The sequence below is a fragment of the Streptomyces sp. GD-15H genome (genome assembly GCF_045291515.1).
Lineage (GTDB): Bacteria > Actinomycetota > Actinomycetes > Streptomycetales > Streptomycetaceae > Streptomyces.
In genome coordinates this window covers 11,289-35,321 of record NZ_CP149448.1, presented here as the reverse complement: position 1 = coordinate 35,321, position 24,033 = coordinate 11,289, and the positions used below count along the sequence as shown (strand labels likewise).

At 69.8% G+C, this 24,033-nt stretch carries 23 protein-coding genes and 4 pseudogenes; 9 read left to right on the top strand and 18 right to left on the bottom strand.

The features are described 5' to 3' along the window. The first annotated feature begins 149 nt into the window (after window positions 1–149). Both WJ438_RS40745 and WJ438_RS40740 read left to right on the top strand, forming a co-directional pair. Window positions 150–782 carry an SMI1/KNR4 family protein gene (locus WJ438_RS40745; RefSeq protein ID WP_406729997.1) on the top strand — a complete coding sequence of 211 codons (633 nt, stop codon included), beginning with the start codon at window positions 150–152 and terminating at the stop codon, window positions 780–782. Next, window positions 673–1,137 carry a HEAT repeat domain-containing protein gene (locus WJ438_RS40740; RefSeq protein ID WP_406730006.1) on the top strand — a complete coding sequence of 155 codons (465 nt, stop codon included), beginning with the start codon at window positions 673–675 and terminating at the stop codon, window positions 1,135–1,137. Before WJ438_RS40745 ends, WJ438_RS40740 begins: the two co-directional genes overlap by 110 nt. Window positions 1,138–1,185: 48 nt before the next feature. On the opposite strand, the gene WJ438_RS40735 is transcribed toward WJ438_RS40740, so the two are convergent. The 4 genes from WJ438_RS40735 to WJ438_RS40720 form a co-directional block, all read right to left on the bottom strand. Then, window positions 1,186–1,524 (bottom strand): hypothetical protein, encoded by a 339-nt coding sequence (locus WJ438_RS40735; protein ID WP_341485496.1) that lies wholly within the window; start codon window positions 1,522–1,524, stop codon window positions 1,186–1,188. A gap of 117 nt (window positions 1,525–1,641) precedes the next feature. Next, a complete protein-coding gene (locus WJ438_RS40730) occupies window positions 1,642–1,941 on the bottom strand; it encodes a hypothetical protein (RefSeq protein ID WP_341485495.1) in 300 nt (99 codons plus the stop codon). A gap of 190 nt (window positions 1,942–2,131) precedes the next feature. Next, window positions 2,132–3,727: a hypothetical protein gene (locus WJ438_RS40725; protein ID WP_341485494.1), complete on the bottom strand. Its 1,596-nt coding sequence runs from the start codon at window positions 3,725–3,727 to the stop codon at window positions 2,132–2,134. A gap of 299 nt (window positions 3,728–4,026) precedes the next feature. Beyond that, window positions 4,027–4,281: a hypothetical protein gene (locus WJ438_RS40720; RefSeq protein WP_406729996.1), complete on the bottom strand. Its 255-nt coding sequence runs from the start codon at window positions 4,279–4,281 to the stop codon at window positions 4,027–4,029. Window positions 4,282–4,806: 525 nt separating this feature from the next. Here WJ438_RS40720 and WJ438_RS40715 point away from each other — a divergent pair. Next, window positions 4,807–5,076: pseudogene (locus WJ438_RS40715) on the top strand (ATP-binding protein); the annotation flags it as partial. A gap of 409 nt (window positions 5,077–5,485) precedes the next feature. On the opposite strand, the pseudogene WJ438_RS40710 reads toward WJ438_RS40715, so the two are convergent. Continuing rightward, window positions 5,486–6,418, bottom strand: a pseudogene (locus WJ438_RS40710) (TerC family protein); the annotation flags it as partial. A gap of 239 nt (window positions 6,419–6,657) precedes the next feature. Here WJ438_RS40710 and WJ438_RS40705 point away from each other — a divergent pair. Continuing rightward, window positions 6,658–6,765: pseudogene (locus tag WJ438_RS40705) on the top strand (restriction endonuclease); the annotation flags it as partial. 78 nt (window positions 6,766–6,843) lie between these two features. Here the strand turns inward: WJ438_RS40705 and WJ438_RS40700 are convergent. The 10 genes from WJ438_RS40700 to WJ438_RS40655 all read right to left on the bottom strand — a co-directional run bounded on the left by WJ438_RS40700 (window position 6,844) and on the right by WJ438_RS40655 (window position 12,501). Next, complete coding sequence (locus WJ438_RS40700; protein ID WP_341485491.1) at window positions 6,844–7,839, bottom strand: hypothetical protein; 996 nt, start codon at window positions 7,837–7,839, stop codon at window positions 6,844–6,846. Further along, window positions 7,826–8,473, bottom strand: a complete 648-nt coding sequence (locus WJ438_RS40695) for a plasmid partition protein (protein WP_341485490.1) — start codon at window positions 8,471–8,473, stop codon at window positions 7,826–7,828. The genes WJ438_RS40700 and WJ438_RS40695 overlap by 14 nt, the downstream gene beginning before the upstream one ends. A gap of 107 nt (window positions 8,474–8,580) precedes the next feature. Further along, complete coding sequence (locus WJ438_RS40690; RefSeq protein WP_341485489.1) at window positions 8,581–9,300, bottom strand: hypothetical protein; 720 nt, start codon at window positions 9,298–9,300, stop codon at window positions 8,581–8,583. Then, on the bottom strand, window positions 9,297–9,710 hold the full coding sequence (locus WJ438_RS40685) for a hypothetical protein (RefSeq protein ID WP_341485488.1): 414 nt from the start codon (window positions 9,708–9,710) through the stop codon (window positions 9,297–9,299). The genes WJ438_RS40690 and WJ438_RS40685 overlap by 4 nt, the downstream gene beginning before the upstream one ends. Further along, the gene (locus WJ438_RS40680) at window positions 9,707–10,693 is read right to left on the bottom strand and encodes a DUF1643 domain-containing protein (protein WP_406729995.1); all 987 of its coding nucleotides are present in this window, start codon (window positions 10,691–10,693) and stop codon (window positions 9,707–9,709) included. The genes WJ438_RS40685 and WJ438_RS40680 overlap by 4 nt, the downstream gene beginning before the upstream one ends. Continuing rightward, the gene (locus WJ438_RS40675; RefSeq protein ID WP_341485486.1) at window positions 10,687–11,127 is read right to left on the bottom strand and encodes an ASCH domain-containing protein; all 441 of its coding nucleotides are present in this window, start codon (window positions 11,125–11,127) and stop codon (window positions 10,687–10,689) included. Before WJ438_RS40675 ends, WJ438_RS40680 begins: the two co-directional genes overlap by 7 nt. Beyond that, a complete protein-coding gene (locus tag WJ438_RS40670; RefSeq protein ID WP_341485485.1) occupies window positions 11,124–11,411 on the bottom strand; it encodes a hypothetical protein in 288 nt (95 codons plus the stop codon). The genes WJ438_RS40675 and WJ438_RS40670 overlap by 4 nt, the downstream gene beginning before the upstream one ends. Then, a complete protein-coding gene (locus WJ438_RS40665) occupies window positions 11,408–11,995 on the bottom strand; it encodes a GGDEF domain-containing protein (protein ID WP_341485484.1) in 588 nt (195 codons plus the stop codon). Before WJ438_RS40665 ends, WJ438_RS40670 begins: the two co-directional genes overlap by 4 nt. A 171-nt stretch (window positions 11,996–12,166) precedes the next feature. Then, window positions 12,167–12,304, bottom strand: coding sequence for a hypothetical protein (locus WJ438_RS40660; RefSeq protein WP_341485523.1), 138 nt, complete (start codon window positions 12,302–12,304; stop codon window positions 12,167–12,169). Next, window positions 12,301–12,501, bottom strand: a complete 201-nt coding sequence (locus WJ438_RS40655; RefSeq protein WP_341485522.1) for a hypothetical protein — start codon at window positions 12,499–12,501, stop codon at window positions 12,301–12,303. The genes WJ438_RS40660 and WJ438_RS40655 overlap by 4 nt, the downstream gene beginning before the upstream one ends. Before the next feature lie 273 nt (window positions 12,502–12,774). On the opposite strand from WJ438_RS40655, the gene WJ438_RS40650 reads away from it, so the two are divergent. The 4 genes from WJ438_RS40650 (at window position 12,775) to WJ438_RS40635 (ending at window position 17,261) form a co-directional block, all read left to right on the top strand. Further along, window positions 12,775–12,966 (top strand): hypothetical protein, encoded by a 192-nt coding sequence (locus WJ438_RS40650; RefSeq protein ID WP_406730005.1) that lies wholly within the window; start codon window positions 12,775–12,777, stop codon window positions 12,964–12,966. A 149-nt stretch (window positions 12,967–13,115) separates the two neighbouring features. After that, the gene (locus tag WJ438_RS40645; RefSeq protein ID WP_341485520.1) at window positions 13,116–14,483 is read left to right on the top strand and encodes a DUF2637 domain-containing protein; all 1,368 of its coding nucleotides are present in this window, start codon (window positions 13,116–13,118) and stop codon (window positions 14,481–14,483) included. Between the two features lie 139 nt (window positions 14,484–14,622). Then, a complete protein-coding gene (locus WJ438_RS40640; RefSeq protein ID WP_406730004.1) occupies window positions 14,623–16,608 on the top strand; it encodes a type IV secretory system conjugative DNA transfer family protein in 1,986 nt (661 codons plus the stop codon). Continuing rightward, window positions 16,605–17,261, top strand: coding sequence for a hypothetical protein (locus WJ438_RS40635; RefSeq protein WP_341485518.1), 657 nt, complete (start codon window positions 16,605–16,607; stop codon window positions 17,259–17,261). The genes WJ438_RS40640 and WJ438_RS40635 overlap by 4 nt, the downstream gene beginning before the upstream one ends. 90 nt (window positions 17,262–17,351) lie before the next feature. Here the strand turns inward: WJ438_RS40635 and WJ438_RS40630 are convergent, their stop codons facing one another. Continuing rightward, entirely contained in the window at window positions 17,352–17,939 is a 588-nt protein-coding gene (locus WJ438_RS40630; protein WP_406730003.1) for a hypothetical protein, read from the bottom strand. A 418-nt stretch (window positions 17,940–18,357) separates the two neighbouring features. On the opposite strand from WJ438_RS40630, the pseudogene WJ438_RS40625 reads away from it, so the two are divergent. Then, a pseudogene (locus tag WJ438_RS40625) lies at window positions 18,358–18,630 on the top strand (IS21 family transposase); the annotation flags it as partial. Window positions 18,631–18,733: 103 nt separating this feature from the next. Here WJ438_RS40625 and WJ438_RS40620 read toward each other — a convergent pair. Continuing rightward, the gene (locus WJ438_RS40620; RefSeq protein WP_341485516.1) at window positions 18,734–19,099 is read right to left on the bottom strand and encodes a DUF4440 domain-containing protein; all 366 of its coding nucleotides are present in this window, start codon (window positions 19,097–19,099) and stop codon (window positions 18,734–18,736) included. A gap of 35 nt (window positions 19,100–19,134) precedes the next feature. Beyond that, window positions 19,135–23,910, bottom strand: coding sequence for a MobF family relaxase (gene mobF / locus WJ438_RS40615; RefSeq protein ID WP_406730002.1), 4,776 nt, complete (start codon window positions 23,908–23,910; stop codon window positions 19,135–19,137). Between the last annotated feature and the right edge of the window lie 123 nt (window positions 23,911–24,033).

Genomic DNA, 24,033 nt, shown 5'->3' with positions numbered 1-24,033 from the left:
GATCACGACTGTTCGTTGGGGGATCCCCAAACGAACACGGCCAGGAGGTCGGGAAGGACGGTCGGATCTGGCCCGGGAAGTCTCCCTGAATAGGATGTCGGCCAACGCGGCCTCCCATCAGGTGATGCCGCCTCCTGGAAGAAGCAGTCATGGACGACATCGTCGCCCGCATCCGAGCCAAACTGGCCGCTGCCTGCACGGAGCCCGTTCCTCGCCCGCGAACCTTTGTGCGGGCACCCGGTGGTCAACGCTTGGGCGCCCCCCTCAGCGAAGAACGAGTGGTCGCCTACGAGACAGCACACGGCGCCCGGCTTCCCCGTAGCTATCGCACGTTCCTGCGCGAGATCGGCAACGGAGGCATCGGACCCGACTACGGACTACTCCCTCTGACGCGTTGGTCCGCCCACGACATCCCTGACCCCAGTCAGCAACTCGGGCACGTCTTTGCGCTGGAGCCGACCGACTCCGTCGCCGCCGACTGGGCCCGGCTTTGCGACGCGCAGAAAAACCCGTACGCCGGCACCCACACCGTCGTCCATCGCGGCTGCCTGGAGATGACACTGCTGGTCGTCTCGGGACCCGCCAGAGGCCGCCTCCTCGATGCCAACCTCGGAGACCTCACCATAGCTCCGGTCTTCCATCCCCAGCCCCATTTCCTCACCTGGTACGAGCATTGGCTCGACACGCTGCCGGGAGGCCCGGCTCATCCCCGACTTCCGCGGCCAGAGACACGGACGTTCCGACGAGCTCATCGACATCCTGACCACCTCGGGATCCCCTGAAGAACGACGAGCCGCCACCTACACGTTGGGCGGACGTCTACCCCTCACCGATCGCGCTCGGGACGTATTGGTCCAGGCGCTGGCCGACGACCCCGACCGGGGAGTGAGGATGGGCGCGGCACGGACCCTGGCCGAGCTCGACAGCGAGGCTGCCCCGGTGCTCGCGTCGGCGCTCAAGGATCCGGACCACTGGGTTCGACGTCGAGCTCTGGTGCACCTGCTTCAGGTCAGCAACGACGAAACAACCTACGGCGCGGCAGCCCGCGAGCTTCTGCAGGACGAGAACCCGAACGTTCGGAGGGCTGCAACAAACCTGCTCCACCGTGCTGGATGGACATCTTGCGGGCGCCGGTGATCCCGGACCGAAGGCGCGTCACTCCGAAAGTTACTAGCGGGTTACTTGTCACTTGGGTCGCCGCTCGTTAACGGCACCCCGAGGCGGGAACTCCTCATCCGCCAAGGACTGGCACACCTCCGGCGTCCGCGGATCGTCCTGCCAGATGGCAAGGTCGAAATCCCAGTCCTCCCACCCGGGCGCGGCCTCGGCGACCGCGACGCTGCACAGACGGGAGATCTCGGCCTGGCTGAGCGAGGGCGTCGCCGTGGGCGTGGCGGTGGCCGTCGGGCTGCTGGTGGTCGCGGCCGGCTCGGGCTTGCCGCCGCCGCTGCCGCTGCTGCCGCAGGCGGTGAGCGTGAGGGCGAGGACGGCGATGGCGGCGGCCGTGGTGGTGCGGATGCGCATGGTTCCCCCCGGGAGTGTGCGAGTTGGGGGCCATCATGGCGTACGGGTGGGGCTGACGTGCCGGGCCGCGGCAGGCCGGCGCCCCCAGGCACGAGACCCGCCCGGGAGCGCCGCGCTTCAGTTGTCGTTCAGGGTGTCCTCGAGCATCTTGTTCTTGTCGAAGTTGCCCTCGTCGTCCGTCCAGCCCAGGTCGCCCAGGACGTGCGACAGCACCAGCGCGTCGTAGTCGTCCTCGGTGAGCCCGTCGCAGGCCTCCGGCTTCGCGGTGTCGCCGTCGGCACGCTCCGTCAGTGCGGCCACGCAGTTGTCGGCGATGTCGTCGTAGGAGGGCTGGGACAGCCAGATGACGAGGCCGGTGACGGCCCCGGCGACGGCTATGACGGCGGCGGCGAGGATGGCGATGGTGCGGCGGTGCATGAGTCCCCCGGGGATTACGCGAGTTGAGGGGGACATCATGGCGTATCGGTGGTGGAGGTGGCCGGTAGTTGTTTGCGGCTGGTGACAGCGTTCTTACCGGCACCCCAACTACTGGGACCCCGTATCGACAGAGGCCCTCTCACCGCCGTTTGCGGCCCCTGACTGGCTTCTTACCGGTACCCCAAGAACGTCAACTGCGGCGCCGGAGGTGCTTCTCGGCTCGGGCCCTGGCCAGGGCCGCCCGATACGTCTCCTCGTTGCTCGACCTCGTCAGGGGCATGTCGAGACGGCGGCGGTTCTCCATCTGTTCCTCGTGCAGGTGCTCGGGCTCGCGGGATGCCCAGCGGCGCGGCTGGTCCTGCTCGGAGCGCGGGTCGTACCGGTCAAGCCCCCAGCGACCGGAGAGTTCGGCCCGCTCGGCTTCCCGTGCCAGCTCGGCCTCCGCCGCGATTCGCGCGGCCTCGCGGCGGCGCTCCTGCTCGCGCAGCTCGGCCTGGCGGTCGTGCAGGTCCTCCGTGGCGGCGGGGGTGGCCGTGATGCGGGCCCGCTCGGCAACGGCGGTCGGGACGTGGTCCCACCTCGTGACGTGGTCGGCCTGGGCGACGGCCCGCCGGCGGCCGCCGTAGCCGTGGGCGTTGCGCCGGGCGTTGATCAGGCGCCACAGCCTCCACGCGGCCAGGCGACCCACGTCGTCCACCCCGGCCACGCTGCTGGACAGCAGCTCGACCACCTCGTACTCGGTGGCGCGGCGCAGTGCGATCCGGACCGTGCGCTGCAGGTCGGTCCACGCGGAAGCCGCCTGCCAGCGTCCCAGCTCGTCCCAGTGCCCGGAGGGCAGAAGAACCTTCCCGTGGCCCAGTTGGGCCCGCCAGGCGTGCCACGCGCGCCGCAGCACCCTGTCTGCCACGGCGCTGGGGTCGTCACCGGACAGGAACGCAGGCTTCTTTCCAGGCGCCGCCGAAGGCGTCGTTTTTGCTTGTCCCATCTCGTTTGACCAGCTCAGCCCCCAACTACCGGTAGAAAGAACACCGGATAGTGGTGAAACCCCCCTCGCGTTAAGAGGGGACGTTTTGCCATTGGCCATCAGGCGGTGAGTCAGGGCCTCGGCGCGGTCGCGGTCGGCCACGGCCCAGCACCGCAGATCCTGCGGCCCGGCGTCCTTGCCCAGGGCCTTGGCGGAGCGGCGGATGGCCTCGGCGGCGGCCGCCGCCGGGGAGTCGGCCGGGTGCTCCCAACGCGGGGCGGCGTCCAGTTCGGCGGCGCCCTCCTCGTCCACGCGCACGACGGCGGGTTCCCCGGACAGCACCGCGGCGTCGGCGGCGTCGGTCAGGTGGCCGTACCGGGCGTCCTCGTAGGGGTCCTCGAACTCCGGGAGGTCCCAGACCTTCAGCTGCTGGGCCAGGTCGTCCGGGAGGCCCTGCGGGATGGCGTCGGTTCGCAGCACGAGGGCGTAGACGGCTCGCCGGCCGGGAGCCGGGGCCACGACCCGGGCGGCGAACCCGTAGCGGTATAGGCCCTTCAGGTCGTCCCAGAACCGGTCCTCCCCTACCCCGAACTGCCAGGCGTAGCGGGCGGCCAGAGTCATGCCTCCGTCCGTGCGACCCGTGCCCCACTGGCCGACCACGCGGCCGGTCGCGGGGTCCAGCTCCTGCTGGGAGAGGAACCGGGCCAGGCGGTACTTCGTCGCGGGCAGCACGCCACGCCCGTACGCCAGTTCCGCGACCCGGTACCACATGGTGAGGCTGATCTGGGGAAACCGGAGGATGGCGGCGGGGTTGTGGTCCAAAGAGTGCGGTGTGACCTGCGTCGACTCCGGCGAGAGGGACACACCGGATTCAAGGCGCGCTGGGCCGACACCGCAGCGATGAGCTACGATGCGAAAGCTCCTTGAGCTGAGTGCGAGGGAGAGCACACGAGAGCTCGGTGGCGGCTTGGTAACCCGACACCTGGTTCGCGTACTAACTGCAGAAGATGGGGATCTCAGCTAGAAGGCCTCGGAAAGCAATCTGCTGACTGGGATCCCTCCGAACGTCGTGAGTGCCCTGGCTGGTAAGGCCGGGGCCTTTAAACGTCCGGATGTTGTCGTCATCCGGCCTGGGACATCTCCCCTTCCGCGAGCTGGCGGGCTTGCCTCGCCTTACGGCGGATCTCGCGCTTATGGAGGACCCGCAGGGCTTCGCGAAGGACTTCGGCGCCGCTGATACCCATCTCGGTCACCAGCTCTTCGTACGCCACACGGACGTCTTCGCCTGGGTGCAGGACACACTGAGCGCGCACGGACTTGTCGGCGGGGAAGTCCGTCGACCTTCCCCTGTGCTGCACTCCTGCCCGTCCTGTCATGCGGGGATCTTATCGGTCACGAGGCGGGAGTGATTCAAGAACACGCAGGTTTTCCCTGGTGATTCCCGTGCGGCGGGCGATGGTTTGTCGACATCCCACAGCGTGGGATGGGGCCAAAGCCCTTGGGGCGTCAGGGGAGTAGGGCTGTCGACAGTTTCGTCCAGACGTCGCTGGACGTCTTCCCGGGCACCACGCGATCCGGTGACCTGGGTCCGCAGCGTCAACAGCTCGGTGCCCAACTCGCATGTCCTGACGGCGTCGGTGATGCGGTGCCGGCCGTGGGGACCAGCGGGACAGCCAGTAACGCTAAGCCGATTTCCGCAGGTAGCAGCCCTCCGTCAGTGTCTCTCAGAACGGCCTCGCAGAACTCCGCGGTTGTGAGAGGGCTTCTGCGAGAACTGACCTGGGCAAACGGCCTTGGCGCTGGCCAGTAACAACGGCTCTCACAATCGGTCGTATGCGCGAGATCGGAAGCGGAACCGTCGCTACCGTTAAACACTGTTCCGTTGGTCCCTGACGCCGGAGACCAACGCATACAAATACGCGCCCGGGCCGTGCCTGCTGAACCTGGAGGTCAGCGACGGTGCCGTGGAGATCAGCGTGTGGGACACCGATCCGACGCTGCCGGCGGCCTGTCCTGCTGATCCGGGCCGGGTCGGGCGGCATGGCCTGGAGATCGCGATGGCGGTGTGCCGCAGCTTCACGGTGCGGCGCGAGCCGGTGGGCAAGCGTGTGAAGGCCGCGATCGTGCTGGCCGACGATCCCGGCGGGGATCCGGTGGGCCGCCTGATGTGACGGGCCCGAGCTGCCGATTTCGTTACCGGGCCGGAGAGTGCTTGCGGTGGGGGTCCAACCGAAAGTCGGGACAGTCGTGGTTCTGGCATGCGCCCGGGCCCCACACGGGGACGAATACGCCGAGGGTCTTGTGGCGGTGGACTGCGGCCGGCACGGATTTCTTACAGGTCGGGCACACGTACGCTTCGGGCTTGCGCTTCATTTTGACCATCTTTTTACGATATGCCCGTACTGGTGCGTCGGGAAGTGCCCCGCTTCCTTGCCGGCCCGCGTGCGGGTGGGCTTCACCGTCTTGGCCTGGTGAACCGGTTGGGGGCTCAGGGTCCATCACGGGCAGTGCGCTGGGCGTCTGGGACTGCTCGGTGGCAGCGGCGGCGTCCTGTTCGTCAGCCTGTTCCAGAACACCTAGAGGGGTCGGCCTTCTGATGCTGAGCAGCACGGATCCTGTCAGGACGACGACGATGACCACGAGGCTGACCGATGAGGGGATTTCCGGGATGTCGGGGCTGAACATCTTGTGGGATGCCTGGAGGATGAGCTTGACCCCGATGAAGGCGAGGATGATCGCCAGGCCCTTGCTCAGGTAGTGGAAGCGGTCCAGCAGGCCGGCGAGCATGAAGTAGAGGGCCCGCAGGCCGAGGATGGCGAACGCGTTGCTGGTGTAGACGATGAAGGCGTCGTCGCTGACCGCGAGGACGGCGGGCACGCTGTCGACGGCGAAGATCAGGTCGGCGGCCTCGATCGCGGCGACCACCGCCAGCAGCGGCGTCGCCACCCGCTTGCCGGCCTCCTTGACGAAGAACTTCGCCCCGGCGTACTCGTCCCGCACCGGGATGATCTTGCGGAGCATCCGTACGGCGAAGCTCTTGCCCGGGTCGAAGCTCTCCTCCTCGTCCTTGAGGAGCTTGTAGGTGCTGTAGAAGAGGACCGCCGCGAAGGCAAACAGCACCGCGGTGAAGCGGCTGACCACGGCCACGCCGAGGGAGAGGAAGATCCCGCGGAAGACGAGGGCGCCGATGACGCCGAAGAACAGCACGCGGTGCTGGTAGGGGCGGGGCACCTTGAAGTACGCGAAGATCACGGCGAAGACGAACAGGTTGTCGACCGACAGGCTCTTCTCCAGCAGCCACGCCGTCGTGTACTCGGTGCCCGCCGTCGTGCCGAGGACGAGGAAGACGACCGCGCCGAAGATCAGGGCGAGGCTCACCCACAGGCCGCTCCAGGCGGCTGCCTCCTTGAAGCCGATGACGTGCGCGGTGCGGTGGGACAGCAGGTCCACCGCCAGCGACACGACCACCGTCGCGGCGAACGCCCCCCACAGCCAGAGCGGGACCTCAAGCACGCCGAACACCCTCACTATGGCCCGCGCGAAATACGCCGACCCTCATACAGGAGTGTCCGGCATTACGCCCCCGGAGCATGCGGAGCGGGTGAGGCCAGCCGGAGGCATGATCCTTCAGGAGGCGCGTGATGGCGCGCTACGGCCGGAACGCATCCGTCCTGGTGGCGCGGCCCGGATCACCACCTGTCAAAACTTCTGACAGCAACACCGGTTTCCTGGTCCGTTCCTACTCGGAACCCCACGTCGTCGACCGTCAGACGCTCGGCGTGTGGGCGGCGGGCTCGCGTCCGCTGTGGGAGCTGTTGCGGGCGGTGCCGCCCCCGCGTCGGCCAACCTCTTTGAGCTGAAAAGCGCGGCTTGTCAGCCCCGTGGTTGGGGCTGCGGCCTGTGTCTGAGGGGAACCCGGCAAATTTGCCGGGTTCCCCTCAACCATGGGGGCCGTCCTCCACGATCTCCGCGTCCACGATGTCGTCGGCCGGGACGGTGACCTTCGCGAGAATGCGGCCGACCTTGCGGAGCCGCTTCTGCAGGTGCTCGGCATCGACGGCGGTCCGTCGCAGGGTGGCGTCCTCGTCCAGCAGCGCCTGGTTCAGCCGCTCCAGCGCTCCCTCCGCCGCGTCGGCGGCCGCCACGAGGGGATCGGCTGCCTCCTTGAGCGGTGAGGCAATCCGCGAAGTGTTGTCGGCAGGCTTCGCCTGGCCCGGGATGGACGGCTGCGGTGCGTGGTGCTCACGCCAGTGGAGCGCGACCGCCTGGCGGCGGTGCTGCGGGTCCTTCTCGGCTGCGGCCGTCTCCAGGGCCTTGGCGACGCGGGCCGTGATCTGGTGGGCGGCCAGGCGGACGTGCCCGGACTCGAACGCCGTCCTGAGCATCACGTAGTCGCGGGCGGCCTGCTCGTCGGAGGTGCTGTCGGCGTAGTCGAGCATGGCGCGCACGTGGGACGCCGGCGCGGGCTTGCCCAGCGCGTCCTGCACGGCCTTGGCCAGCCGCCATTCCTCCTGCAGCCGACGGGCCTCGCGCTCGGTCATGCCGTCGTGCTCGGCTGCCAGGTACTGCGGCCAGGTGCGGGAACCGTCGCCCCGGTACAGACGGCGGCGGCGCACGATCTCCAGCGCGCGGCCCAGCAGCCACTGGGCTGAGCGGGCGTTGTCGATCGCGCGGTGGCACTCGGCCAGCTCTTCCTGCTCCTCGGCGCTGAGCGGCCCGCTCGCCTCCTCGGGCGTGATGTCCCGCTCCGGCAGAGTGGCGCCCCAGTGCGCGAGCGTGAACGGCTGGTCGCGAAGACGGACGGGCTCGACCGGCTCAGACTTGGCCAGGGCGGTTCCCGTGGAGGCGGCCGGCGTGCTCGCACCGGGCGGGGCCGTGGTGCGGGTGGCGGCCGTGGCCGCAGCACCTGCCCGCAGGTCCTTACGCTTCGCCACGCTTGATCAGCCCCTTCGTCTCCATCTCCGTGACCAGCTCACCGAAGGGCCCGCGGGAGGCTCGTTCCACGCTGAACGCGGTTGCCTGCTTGAACTCGTCGCGGTTCGGGACCATCACGGTGAAGACGTTCCATCCGGCGTCGCGCAACAAGCCGCGGATGTCCTGTGCGGAGCGGACACCGGTCCGCACGCGGTTGAGCAGGACCCACAGCGGCGGGGCCGTGCGGTCGGGGCGTGCGAAGGCGGAGCGTGCGACGATCTCGGCCACGGGAGTGGAGGTGCGCGGTTCGGTGACGCGCTGCCAGTCGGCCATGGAGGGCTCCATGTGCACGATGGCCAGGTCAGCGATCTTCAGTACGCTGTCCGCGATGTGCGGGTGGTTCTCGGTGTGGCCGACGTCGACGATGTCGATTCCGTCCTTCAGCGGCGTCACGTCGGTCGCGAAGGTGGCGGTGGCGTTCTTGTCGACGGGGAAGGGAAAGCCGCCGGCGGCGTCCGACCACTGGGTGAGGTGCTGGGATTCGTCGGCGTCCCAGGCACGGACGGGGTAGCCGACCTCGTGCAGGGCGTGGGCCATCATGCCCGTGTCCGTGGTCTTGCCCATGCTGCGTGGGCTGATGTTGGCGATGAGCACGGCGGGCTTCTTTCTCCCTCGGCGGTGGCGTTGCTCGCATGATGCTGCCATGCCCGGGAACGCAGATGGACCCCCGGCGGTGGCCGGGGGTCCATGTTTCTGCTCGATCAGTTCAGCTCGGCCACGTGGGCTGCCTTCAGCAGGGCCTGCACGTCCAGTTCCTCGCCGGGCTGGATGGCGCGCTGCTGGCGGGCGTGGGCGGCCGCCACGATCGCCTCGACCTTCGCCTGCTCCTGGCGGTACTCCCATTGAGCCTGGGCCACGGCGCCGGAAACCTCGACCGCCTTCACCCGGGCCTCGTTGACGCCCTTCGTCTCCTCCATGGCCAGCTCGTGGGCCTGGGCGCGGGCCTCGCGCCGGTCGGTGCGCCACAGCGGGGCGCACACCGCGTACACCGCGGCGGTGGCTCCGGCCCACAGCAGGGCGGCCAGCTGCCAGTCCGGCGTCCAGGCGGTCACCCCGGAGACGGCCAGCACGGCGGCCGCCGAGAACGACATGCGCACGGTCTCGTTGTCGCCGTGGGGCTTGGTGGCCGCGATGCACCCGGCGCAGCCCGCGAGTGCGGCCAGGGTGCCCGTGATCCACAGCGGGCGGGTGGAGCCGTCCGGGAGGTTCTGCCCCCAGCTCCACGCGAGCGCGGACATGGCCGTGGTGGCCAGGCCCGGCGCGAGGCGTCCGAAGCGGTCCCACAGCCAGCGGCCGGCGGACTGCCGGGGCGGCAGCTGCGGGGCGGGGCGGAACGTAGGGGGCACGGGCTGCCGGTGGGCCTGCTCGATCAGGTAGAGCGCCGGATCGAACGGCGCGGGGCTCTGCTGCTGCTCGGTCACAGCGTCATCTCCTGTCCACGGATGGGTTCCTGCTGGCTGTGCTGTCGGTCGGCGCGGTACCGGTCATCCCTCTGCTGGCGCTCGGCCTCCTCGCGCTGCCTGCGCTCGGGGAGGGTGGGCCCGTCCTTGCCCCACACGGTCACCTCGCCGGGGGTGGCGGTGCCGGACTGCGGCGGGTCGATGGCGGCGACTTCCCGGCCGCGGTACATGACGAGGCCGGTCGGGGTGATCTGGAACCCGTGTTCTCCGGCGCCGGGGTTGTCCCGCACGATCCGCTGTCCGTCGATGGACACGCCCTGGTGGTCCAGCGTGACCTCGTGGCCGTGCCGCTCGACGGTGAGCCGGGAGTGGCCCGCCATGGCGTTCTTCCGGTCCCACTGCCAGGGGTTGAACTCCTTCTCCTCGCTCACGCCTCCACCTCCCGGTCCGCGCGGGCGGCCAGGACGCGGGCGTGGCACGGCTGGCCGGGCCCGCACCAGCATCCGAGCCGTCGGCCGCGCAGCTTCGGCAGCTCGCGGGCCACCAGCTCCGGGTTCTCGTCCAGCCAGACCTCGTACCGCTCGACCACCTCGGCGGCGGTGCCGTCCCGCCCGACCCGGTACGGGTTGGCGAGCGGGTGGGCCTGCAGGCGCCATCCGCCCTGGCTCATGCGACGGCCCACGTACACCACGTCCGCGAACGCGGGGTCGCCCTGGTGGCCGTGCAAGTCCACCACCGTGGTGGCGGCCCCCGGGCGGCTGTCGCCAATTGGCGACTGGGGGGCGTACGCGGTCAGCTCGGTCTCGTCCCGGACGTACAGCGGGTGCCGGGGGTGTCCCTTGCTGGTCAGCCCCAGGCAGTCCAGGGCGTGCCCGTGAGCCGTCAGCAGGTCGGTGACGGCGCGGGCCTGCTCGGCTTGCTCGGGGCGGCTGACGTCGCCCCACGCGGCCGCGACGCGTACGGCGTCGTCGGTGGCGTCTAACAGGGCGGCCTCGTTGAACGGGCCGATCGGCTCGGGGTGCTGTCGGAGCTGGCCCGGGTCCTTTGAGCGGAGCGCGAACAGGTTCACCACGACCATGCCGCCGTGCCCGGCCGCCTTCGCGAACGAGGTGCAGCGGCGGATCGTCGGGTCGTCCTCGGTGTGGTCCGCGGTGGACGGGTTGAGCATGACCCACACCATCGGTGCGGCGTCCTCGTTCCAGATCCGGTCCAGCCGGTACCGGTAGGTGCCGCACGGGCTGAGCACGGCCGACCCGTGCGGGCCGGTCTGCAGCTGCAGCCCGTGGGCCTCGGCCCAGTCGGCGGCCGCCGGCCGGGCCGGGCCCGCCGTGGTGGCGGGCTCCGGCTCGACGGGGAACAGGTCCATCTGCCATCCGCCCCGCATCTGGCGGGGGTCCTTGCGGCGGGTCAGCACGGTCCGGCCTCCTCTCGCAGCGCGCGGGCGGCGTCGGCGTCCAGCTGCTGGCAGACCCGGTCCACGAGGGCGGGCGGGGGCACCCACAGGCCCTGTGCGCCCGTCCACGGGATCGGGAGCGGGAGGGCGGTCACCTCGTCGTCCAGGACGTGGTGGAACTGGCCCGTGGCGGACCACGGGGTGCACGGTGCCTTCTCCTCGGCGCTGCCGTGGCAGCCAGTGATCCGGGCGACGGCGAGCACGGCGCCCAGGTCCAGCTGGAGCCCGCGCACCACGGCGTTGGCCAGGCGGCCGGCGCGGCGGTCCACGGTCTTGCCCGCGTGGATGAGCAGGGCTCCCCGGTACGAGGTGGGCCAGGTCCGGTTCTCCACACGCTTGTCCGCATGGGCGATGGCGGCCGCCCAGGGCTGGCGGATCGTCAGGGCGCGGATCATGCGATCACCGACCACAGGGACTTGCCCATCCCGTACAGGACGAGGGCGGTCACCACGGCGGCAGTCACCACGGTGCGCGTGGCCTTCAGGACGGGCCGCAGCCCCACGGGCAGCCCCAGCAGGGGCAGGACGAGAACGGCGGCCAGTACGGCGGTGCCGTACGCGGTGAAGGCGGTCAGTCCGGCCTCGATCAGGTTCCGCCCGATCTCCACGGAGGTCGCCATGACCAGCACGGAGAGGACGAGGGCGGCGGCGGCGATCAGACGTTCACGGGCGGCGCTCACCGGGTCACCTCCGGGGAGGTCTTGGCGTCGGCCTGGTGGCGGCGGGGACCGCGGCGGCCGCCGCTGCCCTTGGCCTGGTACATGGCCTGGTCCGCGTGGGCCAGGGCCTCGGACAGGGTGAGTCCGTCCGTCGGGACGGCACCGATCGATGCGCCGACCTCCAGCTGCTGGCCCTGCCAGTCCACGGGGGCGGTCAGCAGTTCGTGCAGCTGCTCGATGCCGGTCTGGAAGTCGTCGCTGGACATGACGAGGGCGAATTCGTCGCCTCCGAGACGGCCGGCGGTGCCGTCCGACGCGCCCGCCCACAGGTGGAGGCGGTGCCCGGTGGCTTTCAGGACGGCGTCGCCGGCGGCGTGGCCGAACGTGTCGTTGACGCCCTTGAAGCCGTCCAGGTCGATGACGGCAACGGCTGCGTTGCCGCGAAGGGTCCGCCGGAGCGCTGCCTTCTCCCATCCGTCGCGGGTGGGGAGCTGGGTCAGCGGGCAACGGCGGGCGGCGGCGAGACGGCGCCGGTAGAACAGGCCGGTGGTGGTCCAGCCGACCAGTAACGGCGCTGCGGTAGCGATGGGTTCGATCAAAGACATGGGTGTGCGTGCCTCTCCATCAAGGCGAGCAAGGGGAGGCGGGTCAGTCGTCCAGTGGCGACTGACCCGCGGGGCCCTATCGGGCGGGGTGCGGCCGTGCGGGCTGCGGCTGCGGCTGACGTCCGTCGCGTTCGTGCGGCTGCGGACGGACCGGCAGGGGCGGGCGGCTGCTCACTTGCGCCCCCTGATCCCGCTCACGGCCTGGCCGTGGCGCTGCAGGTCGGCCTGAGCCTGGCGACGGGCTTCCTCCGCCTTCTCGGCGGCAGCGCGGGCCTGGGCGGCGGCCTGTGCCTGCTCCTGCTCGGTCATGCGCCCACCGCCAGCTGGCAGGTGCAGCGGACGGTGACGGCCTGGCCGTTGCGCCGGATGACGACGGTCTGGAAGCCGTCGCAGTCCGGGCAGGTGCCGGTGAAGGCGGGCCCCTTCTTGCCGATCAGCACCAGCTGCGGGCGCGGCGCGGGGGCCGGGATGGAGAAGCCGCGGGTGCGGCTGCGAGACTTGCTCACGGAGATCCCTCTCTGGGTTTAGGGGTTTCCCAAGCCCGGGGAGCGCTGGAACGCTCGTCCGGGTGGAGAGGGCCGGGGCGCCAACCCCGGCCCTCTCGCACTTCCATTAACCTCCCCCTCAGCCAGCTTGTCAACATGCTTGAAAGCATTCTTTCAAGCATGTTGGCAAGCTGGCTTGATGGCAGTACAGTTGCTCTACAAGCCAGCAAGTTACGAAGCCAGGAGGGGCCTAGGGTGATCGCGACATTGGACCGACCCACTACGGGAGCGAAAGTGCCGAAGCAGGGCGAACCACAGGACAACGCTGTGGAGACCGAAGGCGCGGAAGAGCGGGTCAACTTCTCCGCACGTGTCCGGGTGTCGGTAAGGCGCCGGGCCAAGCTCTATGCCGCCGGCCACGACCTGAACCTGCAGGACTTGGTCGATCAGGCGCTGGACGACTACCTGCGGCGCCACGGCGCCTAGGGAAACGCCCCAGCGGTGCGTAGGACCACCGCTGAGGCACGACGCGAGAAGGAGAGACCTAAATGCGTCATCACCAGGGTAGGGCCGCTGACCCACCAGAAGACGCCGCTGATCAGGGCGAAACTAGGGCGGTACCCCAACTCACCCGGGTGCACCGACTGCTGATCGGCCTCGTTGCCGCGGGTGCCGTGATCATCGCCGGTATCGGCTTCGCCGGCTCGTACGCGGCGGTGCGCGAACTCGCGGAGAAGAAGGGGTTCGGGGACTTCTCGTACTGGTTCCCCATCGGCATTGACGCGGGCATTGTCGTGCTGCTGTCGCTCGACCTGCTGCTGACCTGGATCAGGATTCCTTTCCCGCTGCTCCGCCAGACGGCGTGGCTGCTGACGGCCGCCACGATCGCCTTCAACGGCGCGGCCGCCTGGCCCGACCCGCTGGGTGTCGGCATGCACGCGGTGATCCCGGTCCTGTTCGTCGTCGCGGTGGAGGCGGCACGGCACGCTGTCGGCCGGATCGCGGATATCACCGCCGACAAGCACATGGAGGGCGTCCGGATCACCCGGTGGCTGCTCTCCCCGCTGCCCACCTTCAGGCTGTGGCGCCGCATGAAGCTCTGGGAGGTCCGCAGCTACGAGCGCGCGGTGCAGCTCGAACAGGACCGAATGATCTACCAGGCCCGGCTGCACGCCCGGTTCGGCCGCGCCTGGCGTCGTAAGGCCCCGGTGGAGGCGCTGATGCCGCTGCGTCTGGCCCGGTACGGAGTGCCGCTCCGGGAGACCGCGCCGGCGGGCCTGGAGGCTGCCGGAATTTCGGTACCTGCAGAACTGGAACGCCTCGACCGTGACGAGGTCCGCGAGGAACTGCCCACGACTGCCACGGGGTCGTCCGTACCGGAGCTGGAGCCGGTCAACGTCGACCGGACCGAGCACTACGGCCAGGACGAGGCGCTGGACACCACGGCGGTGGAAAAGACGGCCGGTCACCCCGAGCCGGAGCCTGCGCCGGGCCTTGCGCAGCCCGCACCCGGGCCGCACGAGGTGTACGGGTGGACTGGCCCGGAGGCGGCCTACCGGGGCGGGTACGACCCGCACGGCGCTGACAGCCAGGCGGGCGCTGCGGTGCCCGTGGCGGCCCGTGACGGCGGGCGGCCGCTCGTGGTGCAGGCCCGGGTCGACGCCCCCGAGTGGGGCGGCTTCGACCCGCAGCTGCCGCTGACGGACGGGACGGCGGGCCAGTCGCCAATTGGCAACGGCCAGGGCGTGCCCTTCGTGCCGGACGAGGCCCTGGACGAGGTGTCCGGCCTGGACGAGGACGAGGCGGAGCTGGCCCCGGAGACGGAGACGGCGCCGGAGGGTCTGGCGGGCGTTGAGCTGCTGGAACACCTCTACCTTCAGCTGCCGCCGGAACAGCGGTCCCTCTCGGCAAGCAAGCTCGCGGAGCTGCTGCACGGGTCCGCCGGATTCACCGCAGGAACCGCCCGGAAGTACCTGGGCGGCATCAAGCGCAAGCACAGCTGAGGAAAACCCGGGACTGACTGTCAGTCCTGGAACGTACGGTGATCGTGAGGTCACCGGACCGTATGGGCGCCCCCGGGAAGGCGCTGGTACCGCCGGACCCCGGGGACTTCGCGACAAGAGAGGAACCCTCGTGTCACGCATGGAAGAGAGTACGGCCTCCACCAGCACAGACTTTCCCGGTGGTCTGGAACCGCGGTGGATGCGCCGCATCATCGACGCGCACAAGCCCGCCGGCCTCATCGTCGGCAAGCCCCGCCGGGGCATGGGCACCGCGTCCCTGGCGGCGGGACTGCCCGCCGTGGCGGCGGCCGCCGAGAACAACGGCGGGCTGCCTGACCCTTCGATCGGCGTCGTTCTCGACGGCCTCGGGGCCATGGCCTTGAACTGGCCCCTGGGCGGCGTCCCCGGCTTCGCGCTGACGCTCGTCGGCGGCGCCGGTCTCGGCTACCTGCACGTTCGGCAGAAGTGGGACCTGGGCAAGTCCGGCCCCACGGCCCGGCCGAAGGATGCAGAGAAGGTCGGGTTCGCCACCCCCGGGGAACTGAAGAAGTGGCTGTCTGAGCCGGGGCTCCAGAAGCGGGCTGACGTGCTCCGCCCGTCCCTGGCGGGGGTCAAGCGCAGCTCGGTCAGCCCGCACGGCCTCGGGCTGCACCTGGGGACGGATCTCCTCTACAGGAAGGGGCTGTTCGTCGCCTGTGAGGACCTGGTGCTGATGTACGCCCCGCCCCGCATGGGCAAGTCGGCGCAGCTCGGTAACGCGGTCATCGACGGGGCCGGCTCCATGGTGGTCACCTCGACCCGCGGTGACCTGTACGAGAACACCCACCAGCTGCGGCGCGAGCACAACCGCCCGGTCTGGGTCTTCAACGCGGGTGTGTCCGGCGTTCCCAACACCCTCCGCTGGAACCTCGTGGAGGGCTGCGAGGACGCCTCGGCGGCCATCCGGCGGGCGGGATACATCCTGGCGGCCTCGGCCTCCGGAGAGAACATGGAGAACGCCTCCTTCTGGGAGGGACACAGCTTCACGGTGCTGTCCTCGTACCTGATGGCGGCCGCGCTCAAGGGCGGCGACCTGATGACGGTCCGGCGCTGGGTCACCTCGCCCACCGAACGGGAGCCGCTGGAGATCCTGCAGGCGCACTACAACCGGGTGCCGGCGGGCTGGGCCCAGCTGCTGGCCCAGATGCTGGAAGCACCGGAGAGGACCAGGGACAGCGTGTACCTGACGCTGGTCCGCTCGTTCCAGTTCATGTCCCACCCGGAGGTTGTCGAGATCGTCAGCCCCCGGCCCGGGGAGCAGAAGTTCGACGTGCAGGACTTCCTGAACTCGCGCGGCACCCTGTACGTGATGGGCCGCGACATGCGCTACGGCTCCGTGGCGCCGCTGTTCTCCGCCCTGGTGGGTGAGATCTACGATGCGGCCTACGTCCGGGCGGACAACTCCCCGGGCGGGCGCCTGGACCCGTACCTGCGGATGGTCCTGGACGAGGCGGCCGTGATCTGCCCCCTGCCGCTTCACCTGTGGTCGGCGGACGCGGGCGGTCGCAACATTCAGCTGCTGATCTCCGTCCAGTCCCCGTCCCAACTGCGCGAGCGGTGGGGACGCAACGGGGCTCAGACCATCATGAACAACTCCACGCGGGTGGTCCTCGGTGGCCTGTCGCTGCCGGATGACCTGGAAGAACTCTCGCAGCTCTGTGGCGAACGGGACGAGGAAGTGGCGTCGGCGTCCACCGCGGACGACGACAAGCAGTCGCGCAGCACGAGCGTGCGACGGGTGCGGGTGATGCCCCAGGACGCCATCCGGCAGATGAAAGAGGGCACGGGCTTGGTCTTCTACCGGCATCTGCCGCCCATCCGGTACCGCTTCACCCCGGTGTGGGAGCGGAAGGACGTGCGGGCCCTGGTCAAGCAGGAGAAGGCACAGGCGAAGGTGGACGCCAAGCTGAAGAAGCAGGGCGTGCAGGTCAACGGGCCGGTGCTGCCGCCGCAGATGCCCGCCACGGCGCCGGCCTTCCCGAGCCAGCCCGCTACGACGGACACCCCGCCGGCTCCGGGCATCCCCGGCCAGCCCGCGTACGGCTACCCGGCGGCCGACGCTGACCGGTGGAGGTACACCGGATGAGCGAGCGGAGCCGAGAGGCCGCCGAGCCGCCGCGCGATGTGCTGGCGATGTGGGAGCGGACCCGGAACCTGGGCAAGCGCCTGGACGGCGTGAACGAGCGGCTGGAAGTCCTGGAAGGGCAGAACCTCGCGGACGCCGTGACGGAGCTGTCCCTGACCGTGAAGAAGCTGGCAGAGAAGCCGGATGCCCCGAAATTCGCGGTCTGGAACTGGTCCGCGTTCAGCCCGCAGCAACAGGCACAAGCCTGGGAGATCCTGCTGGACTGGACAATGAACACCTTCCGCGTGCGGTACCCGCGCTCGTTCCAGGACATGCTGGGCTACGGCAAGGGCGCGGTGTCCTGCTGGCACCTGCACCCGGACATGGTGGAGTCCCTGACAGGGCTGATGGGAGCCTGGAACTGGGCGTTCGAGGATCCGGAATCGGGTCCGCTGCGGGTGGCTGAGTGGCTGGGCCGCTGGATGCCCGATGCGGTGAGGCAGGGCCAGTTCATCCTGGCGAACTGCAAGCTGGAACCGAACGGGGTGGACTCGTACGGCAGGCCCAACCCGTATCAAGGGCACAGGGACCCGCTGGACAACAAGCGGACCGATCCGCCGGAGGATCTGCTGCGGCACGTCCACATGCTGAAGACGGGCGAAGTGTCCGACTGAGCACGGCAACGGAAGAGGCCCGGACCGATGGTCCGGGCCTCTTCGCGTGCGTACGTCAGGCGGGAACCCGGCAAATTTGCCGGGTTTCCCTCAGACACGGGCCGCAGCCTCTTCGCGTACGTCAGGCGGCCGCGGCGGCACGGGACGGTTCTTCCAGTCGAAGAACGCCCACCGAACCGCGTCCCGAACGCCTACGGCATAGTTGCGGTCAACATCGGGCCAGTCGTTGCCCTCGATGCAATCGCGGGCGTGCACGCTCTCCTTGCCCACCTCCCGTTTCGTGTACGGGTAATCGTGGGTCTCCCCGCTGATCGGGGCGTTCTGCAGCTCCCCCAACAGCCAGGCGGCCACGCCCCACACGCCCTGGGCGAAGTAGGCGGGCCGACGCACGGGGTACTCCTCGTCTTCATCGAGCTGCACGCGCGCGTGCTCGCCAGCGTGGAACTCTCGCGCGGCGTCGTCCCGGAGCGATTCCAGCTCCTCCCGCGTCCACCGGACCCCTCCTGGAAGTCCCGGCATGCTCGGGGCCGGGACTGGAACGGGGGTGGGCCCGTACTCGTGGCCAGGCCAGGACGGAGTCACCCCAGGAAGGATCCCCGGCTTCCCGGACGGGGGCAGGAGGTCGTCAATGGGCGGGTGCAGCCGGCGGGGGCGCCACGGGTCGCTGTTGCTGGCCATGGTGTCGACGGTAGCCGTGGGCACTGACACGGGGCCAGTGCCCCGCCTCTCCCCGGTGGTTCGCCGGGAGTCCGGGCTGAGCGGGGTGGTTCCCTCGTTGGGCGGCAGGCGAAGCCCTACCGCGGGCGTTGTCGGGGTGCCAGGCTCGGCGTAGCCGACCGCGTAGCGGCTCGGCCTGGCGGCCCGGCGGCGGCCGTGGTGCCCTCGGGATGCCGTCCGACGAGGGGGCCGCACCGCGACCCACCACCATCTCCACCACCACAACCCGCACCTGGCTTTACCGAGCAGTAGTGACGTCGCTTGTCGATGAGTTTGGGAGGCGCCCCGTTCCATGGACGGGTGGTGTTGATGAGTTTTGGGAGGCACCGGGTCTCTTGCCAGGGCAGCATCGGGGTGCTCCTGGTGAAAGGTGCTGGTCATGCCGCAGATGTCGAAGGTCGAGCTGTACGCGCCGATCCGGCGTGACCATCGCGGCGGCATGTCGATGCGAGAGCTTGAGCGCAAACACGGAGTGACGTGGCGGACGGTTCGCAAGGCACTGGATTCGGCCTGGCCTGAGCCGCGCAAGAAGCTGCCGCCCCGGGCTACCGCTCTGGATCCGTACAAGCCGGTGATCGACGAGATACTCCGGACGGACCTTGATGCGCCACGCAAGCAGCGGCACACCGTCACCCGGATCTTCCACCGCCTCGCCAGCACCCGAGCACGGGCCGAGGAGCCCGTCAAGGCCAGCTGACGTCATCTTGAGCTGGCGGGAGACCCGCTGCCCTCATGGGGCGGCGGGCTGCCTTCGCTCAGCTGGCCAAAGTGCCTTGGTGGAAGTACATGCGCCAACCCGTTTCCGTCAGACGCCACAGGGAGCTTCGCCATGCTTGGCGTCCGCTGTTGTCAGCGAAGTACGTCAGGTGAACGACACCCGGAGCAAGCACGACCCCTGACATCTCGCTGACCTTGACCGGCGACTCCGGATCCACTGAGCCGGCAGTCGTCACGGTGAGGATCGATGTCGCGTCCCACCGGCGGCCAGATGCCCCGAACTCGACGAACTCCGGGTCCAGCAGCTCCGAGACAAGGACCGGCGAAGCACGCACCTCAGGATCGAGAAGCCTCAGCTCTGCATCAATGGCCGCTTGAACAGCTCGCTCACTCTCGCCTGCCATGCCCGAACCCTACGTCCACGTGCCGTCGCTTCTCATCAACATTCCTGGCTGGCCTGATCACCAACTGCCGTCCAAACCCATGCACAAGTGCTGTCACTAGACGTCGACGGAGCCACGCACCCAAGATCCGTGCCCCCCACCCCTCCGCAGGGTGGCCGGGGTGTGGGGCGGAGCCCCGCGCAGTGACCCGTACTCGAGTAACGGCGGAGGGGCGGACCGCCTGGTGGCAGTCCGCCCCTCCGGGGTGCAGCTGGGCTACATCTCGACCTCGTGCCCGCCGACCTCGACCCGTGGGCCTCGATCTGCGGCTCCGGCCGCTGCACCATGGGCTCGTCCCGGCGGGCCCGCTCCGCCTCTTCCATCTGCTGTGTCTGCTCGCGGTCGGCCAGGATCTCCGTCGCCCTGGTGGCGATCTGGACGGCCTGCTGCAGCTCCTCGCCGGTGAGGGTCCGTCCGTCCGCGTGGGCCCGCTCGTGGGCCTCGCGCAGCCGCTCGCGCTCGCCAGTCTCCGGCTGTTCCAGCTCCGGTTCCAGCGTCGGCTGCTGCATGTCCTCTTGCAGTTCCAGCGTCTCCGGGGCGTCCTCGGGTTCCGGGGCGCGGAGTTCCAGCTGCTGCTGTGCCTCCTGCGCCTGGGTCCGCGCGTCCTCGGTGTGCTCGTGCCACGCTTGCCGGGCCTCGTGCACCTTTTCCAGGGCCTTGCGGTCCTCTTCCATCCGGGCGGCCAGGGCGTCGTACCCCTCGACGGTGGCCTGCAGCTCCTCCGCCCGCGCCGGGTCCTCTGCCTCACGGGCCTCGATGTACTTCTGCACCGCCTCCCGCTGGAGGTCGGACAGGGACTCGGAGACCTCGCGCAGCTGGCCGGCGACGTGCGGCGGGGCCCACTCGGTCTCGCGCTCGTACTGCTCGATCATGCGCCGCAGCGTGGCGTCCGTGGCGCCCACCAGCTCGATCCGGTCCTCCGGCTCGCCCAGGGCGCGGTACGCGCGGTCCCAGTCCTGGCGGACATCGACCGCACCGCGTCCCGGCCGCTGGCCGATCGGGTCGCGGTCGTGCTCGAACTCGTGGGCCTCGCGGTACGCGGCCACGGTGCCCGCGCGCTCGATCCAGCGCTCCCGCCACTCGGGGGCGTCCGGCACCCGTCCCAGCTTCTCCGCCCACTGGGGCAGTTCCCCGGCCTCCGCCTGTTCCAGCAGCTCGCGGCCCAGTTCCAGGCGCTTCTCCTCGGCAACCTCGGCCACGGCGCGGGCGTACTCGCCCTTGGGGCCCTCGATGTCCCGGACCCGGTTGCGCCAGTCGGCGCGCTCCTCGGCGACCGCGCGGTGCTCCTCGGTGATGCGGTGGCGTTCCTGCGTCTCCTGCTGGCCGTGCAGCACTTCGGCGCCCAGCTGCATGGCCATGGCTTGCCGCAGCGCCTCGGCCTGGGCCTCCTCGTTCACCTCGCGGTCGACGTGGGCGACGGGCGCCACGGACAGCTGACCCATCAGGTCGTTGACCGTGGTCTCCTGCTCCTCGACGGCCTCGCGCACGCGCTGCTCGTCCGCCCGGACCTGGCGCCGCTCGGCGGCCTCCAGCTCGCGCTCCGCCCGCCAGTGCAGGACCTTCGCCAGATCCTTGGCGTCGTCCAGTCGCCCCTGCGCGACGGTCCGCATGATGCCCTCGGCGTCGTGGCCGGCTGCTTCTGCGGCCCGGCCCAACCGGACGAGGGAGCCGAACGCCTCACTGCTGGCCAGCTCCTCGTAGCGCTCCGGGCCCAGCTCCTCGTACAGCACCCGGCCCAGCTTCGTGCCGGCGTGCTCGGTGGAGAGGTCTTCCAGCTCGAACGTGTGCTTCGCGAGCGAGCGGGCCCATTCCTCCTCTTCGCGCTGCACCTGGGTGGCGCTCTTCTCGACGCTGGAATTCTCCAGCGTCTGCTTGTAGAGGGCCATCGGGTCCGGCCGCTGCTCGCCCGGCACGCCCGGCATGTCGGTGGACATGTACGCGGTGTTGGCCTCGCGGCCGCGCGTCATCGCGACATAGAACGCTTCCCTGGAACCGGTTCCGTCCCAGTAGCTGTGGGCCGTTCCAACCGTGCGGCCCTGGGTGGAATGGATGGTGCCCGCATAGGCTAGGTCGACGTGATTTTGCACGTACGAGGACGGCAGGGTCACCGTGTCCCCGTCGTCGTAGGCGACGGTCATGGAACCGTCCTCGGCGACACCAAGCACCTTCACCACGTCGCGGTTCGTGGCGAACCGCTCGCCGGACACCGTGGTCATCCGCCGGTTGTTCTTGCGGAGCTGGATCATGTCACCCTTGCCGACCGTCAGCCCGCGCTGCCCAAGCTCGATGCCATCCTCTTCGACCTTGCCGAGCCGTACGAGGTCGGCCCGCGCGCGGGCGGCCAGCTCGTCCGCCTGGTCCGTGGTCGGGGCGATCAGCACCGCGTCCTTGTCCGCCACGTGGTCGGCCAGCCAGGACTGGTACGAGGCTTCCACCATCTCCTCACGCGTTCCAGCGCGCAGCCGGCCGCGGGCGTCGTACTCCGCGAGCACGTCGACCTCGCCCTTCCGCAGCCGCAGGGAAGCCTTCTTCTCCCACTCGGAGTTGAACCGCATCACCTCGTCCAGGCGGTGGACGTTCGGCAGTTCCTCGGTCAGCTGGGAGAAGATGCCGCCGGAGCCGACGCTGTCCAGCTGCGCGTTGTCGCCCACGTACAAGACTTTGGCGCCTGCGCGGGCGGCCAGGCGGCGGATCTCGTCCAGCTGGCTCGTCTCCGCCATGGACGCCTCGTCCACGAGGACCAGCTGGCCGTGCTGCAGTTGGAACGCGGCCCGCTCGTCTTCGGCCACGGCTGCGCCGGATTCCAGGCGGCGGTTCGTGTCCAGGAACTTGGCGACGTTCTGCGCGTTGGTGACGCCCTCCTCGGACAGCACGCGGGCGGCGCGCTGGCTGACGGTCAGACCGATGACGGGGCCGCATTCCTGCGTCCAGACGTCGTGGATCGCACCCGCCAGGCGGCTCTTTCCAGTGCCTGCGGGGGCGGCAACGACCTCCATGCGGCGGCCGGACGCGAGGATGGAGCGGAACGCCTGCTCCTGGCCCTCGTTCAGCCCGGCCTCGACCACGGCCGTGTCGATCGCGTCGCGGGAGACGGCGGCGGCGCCCAGTTCCGTGGCCTGCTCGATTACCCGTCCCTCGCGCTGCAGGTGGGCCTCCGTGGCGTACCGGCGGGCGCCGTGGCGGGCATAGATGCTCAGCCCGTCCTCGCGGGTCAGCTCCTGGGGAAGCGGAACGAGGTTGCGGGCGGTCAGCCGCACCACACTGGTCTCCGCGCCGGGCTGCAGCGCGGCGTCGGCCAGCTCGTTGACGAGGGCGCGCACCTGGTCGCGTTCCAGGCCGCCCAAGCAGTCTGGAAGCTGCTTGGTGATCTCCACGATCAGGTCCCCGCGGCGCCATGCGCTCTTCTGGTCCTGGGCGTTCTCGACGGCGGTCCGGACAACCTTCTGGGGGTCGAATTCCAGTCCCGATTCCAGGTCGGCGGCGCGCTGTTCCAACTCGGCCGTTGCGTGTTCCACCACAGCTGGAATGTCCGCCAGGGACTCGCGGGTGTCGGACACCATGTCCGCCTCCCACTGCTCCAGCAGCTGCTCGCGCGGCACGGCGGCGGTCTTGCCCTTGCGCTCCGCCAGGTTCACCCACTGCGCCATGCGGGCCAGCTCGTGGGCGCCCGGCACCCGGCCCTCGCGGGCCTCGTACGCCTTGGCCAGCTCCGCGGTGCCCTTGGTGATGGTCTCCCGTCGGCTGGAGTACTTGTCGCGCTTCTCGGCGCTGATCCCGACCACTTCACGGGCCATGCCGTCCGGCCGCATCGCGGCGCGAATGCCCAGCTTGCGGTACAGGGCCTCGTCCCATGCCTTCTCCGCGATGTGCCCGGCCGCCTTGGTGTGCCGGTAGATCTCCTGCCCGTCGATGGTCAGCCACTTGGAACGGACTTCGCCGGTCACGGGGTCGACGGAATCGACCTGGACCCGGTTCCAGACGGCGTTGTGCACGTGCAGCTGCGGGTCGTTGTCCCGGCTCGTGTGCTGGCGGAAGCTGGCGACCGTCCAGCGGTGCGCGTCGACCTGGCGGCCGACCGGGGCTCCCTCGGCGTCATGGGCGCCGTGGCGTCCATCGCGGGCGTACCCGGCCTCTTCCTGCAGGAATTCCAGCCCGGCCTGAACGCCTTCCATCACTGCTTCCCAGACCTGGTCCGCCTTCGCGGCCGCCTCGGCGGCGCCTTTCAGGTCGCCGGCCTCGCGCAGCCGCTGGGCCTCGATCTGGAAGCCGGCGTGCAGCAGGCTGTAGCTCTTCGGGACGCTGAACGTGATGTCGTAGTACGAGCGGCTGGTGGGCGCGTTCTGGCGCACCTTCAGCTCCGCCTCGCGGCGCTGCTCGGGGGTCGCGTCGGGGCCCAGCTTCTCCAGCGCGGCCGCCACCTTCGCCTCCGTCGACTTGGTGTAGTCGTACGGCTTCCGGCCGACGCGGGCGGCGTCGTAGATGGCTGCCACCTCGGCCTTGTACTCGTCCGTCCCGGGCTCCGCAGTGATTGCGGAGAGTGACGTGCGAACCTGCGCGTGCAGCTCCGGGTGCGTGAACTTCGAGTACATGTCGCTCATCAGCTCGTGGTCGACTTCGCCCGTCAGACCAAGATCATCAGCACCCTCGCCGAGCCAGATACCGGCAGGCTCCCCGGCCTGCTCGATGCTCTTCAGGTAGTAGTGCTCGCCACCCTTGCCCACCTGATTGATCAGGTATCCCGGGTCAGATCCCGGGCTCACGGTGGCGGTCATGCGATCACTGTAGGTGGCCATCGGATGAGAATGCAAGGGTGTGTTGAAGTTAGTAGGTGGGCTGTAGAAGGAAGATGAGAGAGGTTCAGAGGGATTCGAGCGGTGCGGAGTTGAGTGGGCAAG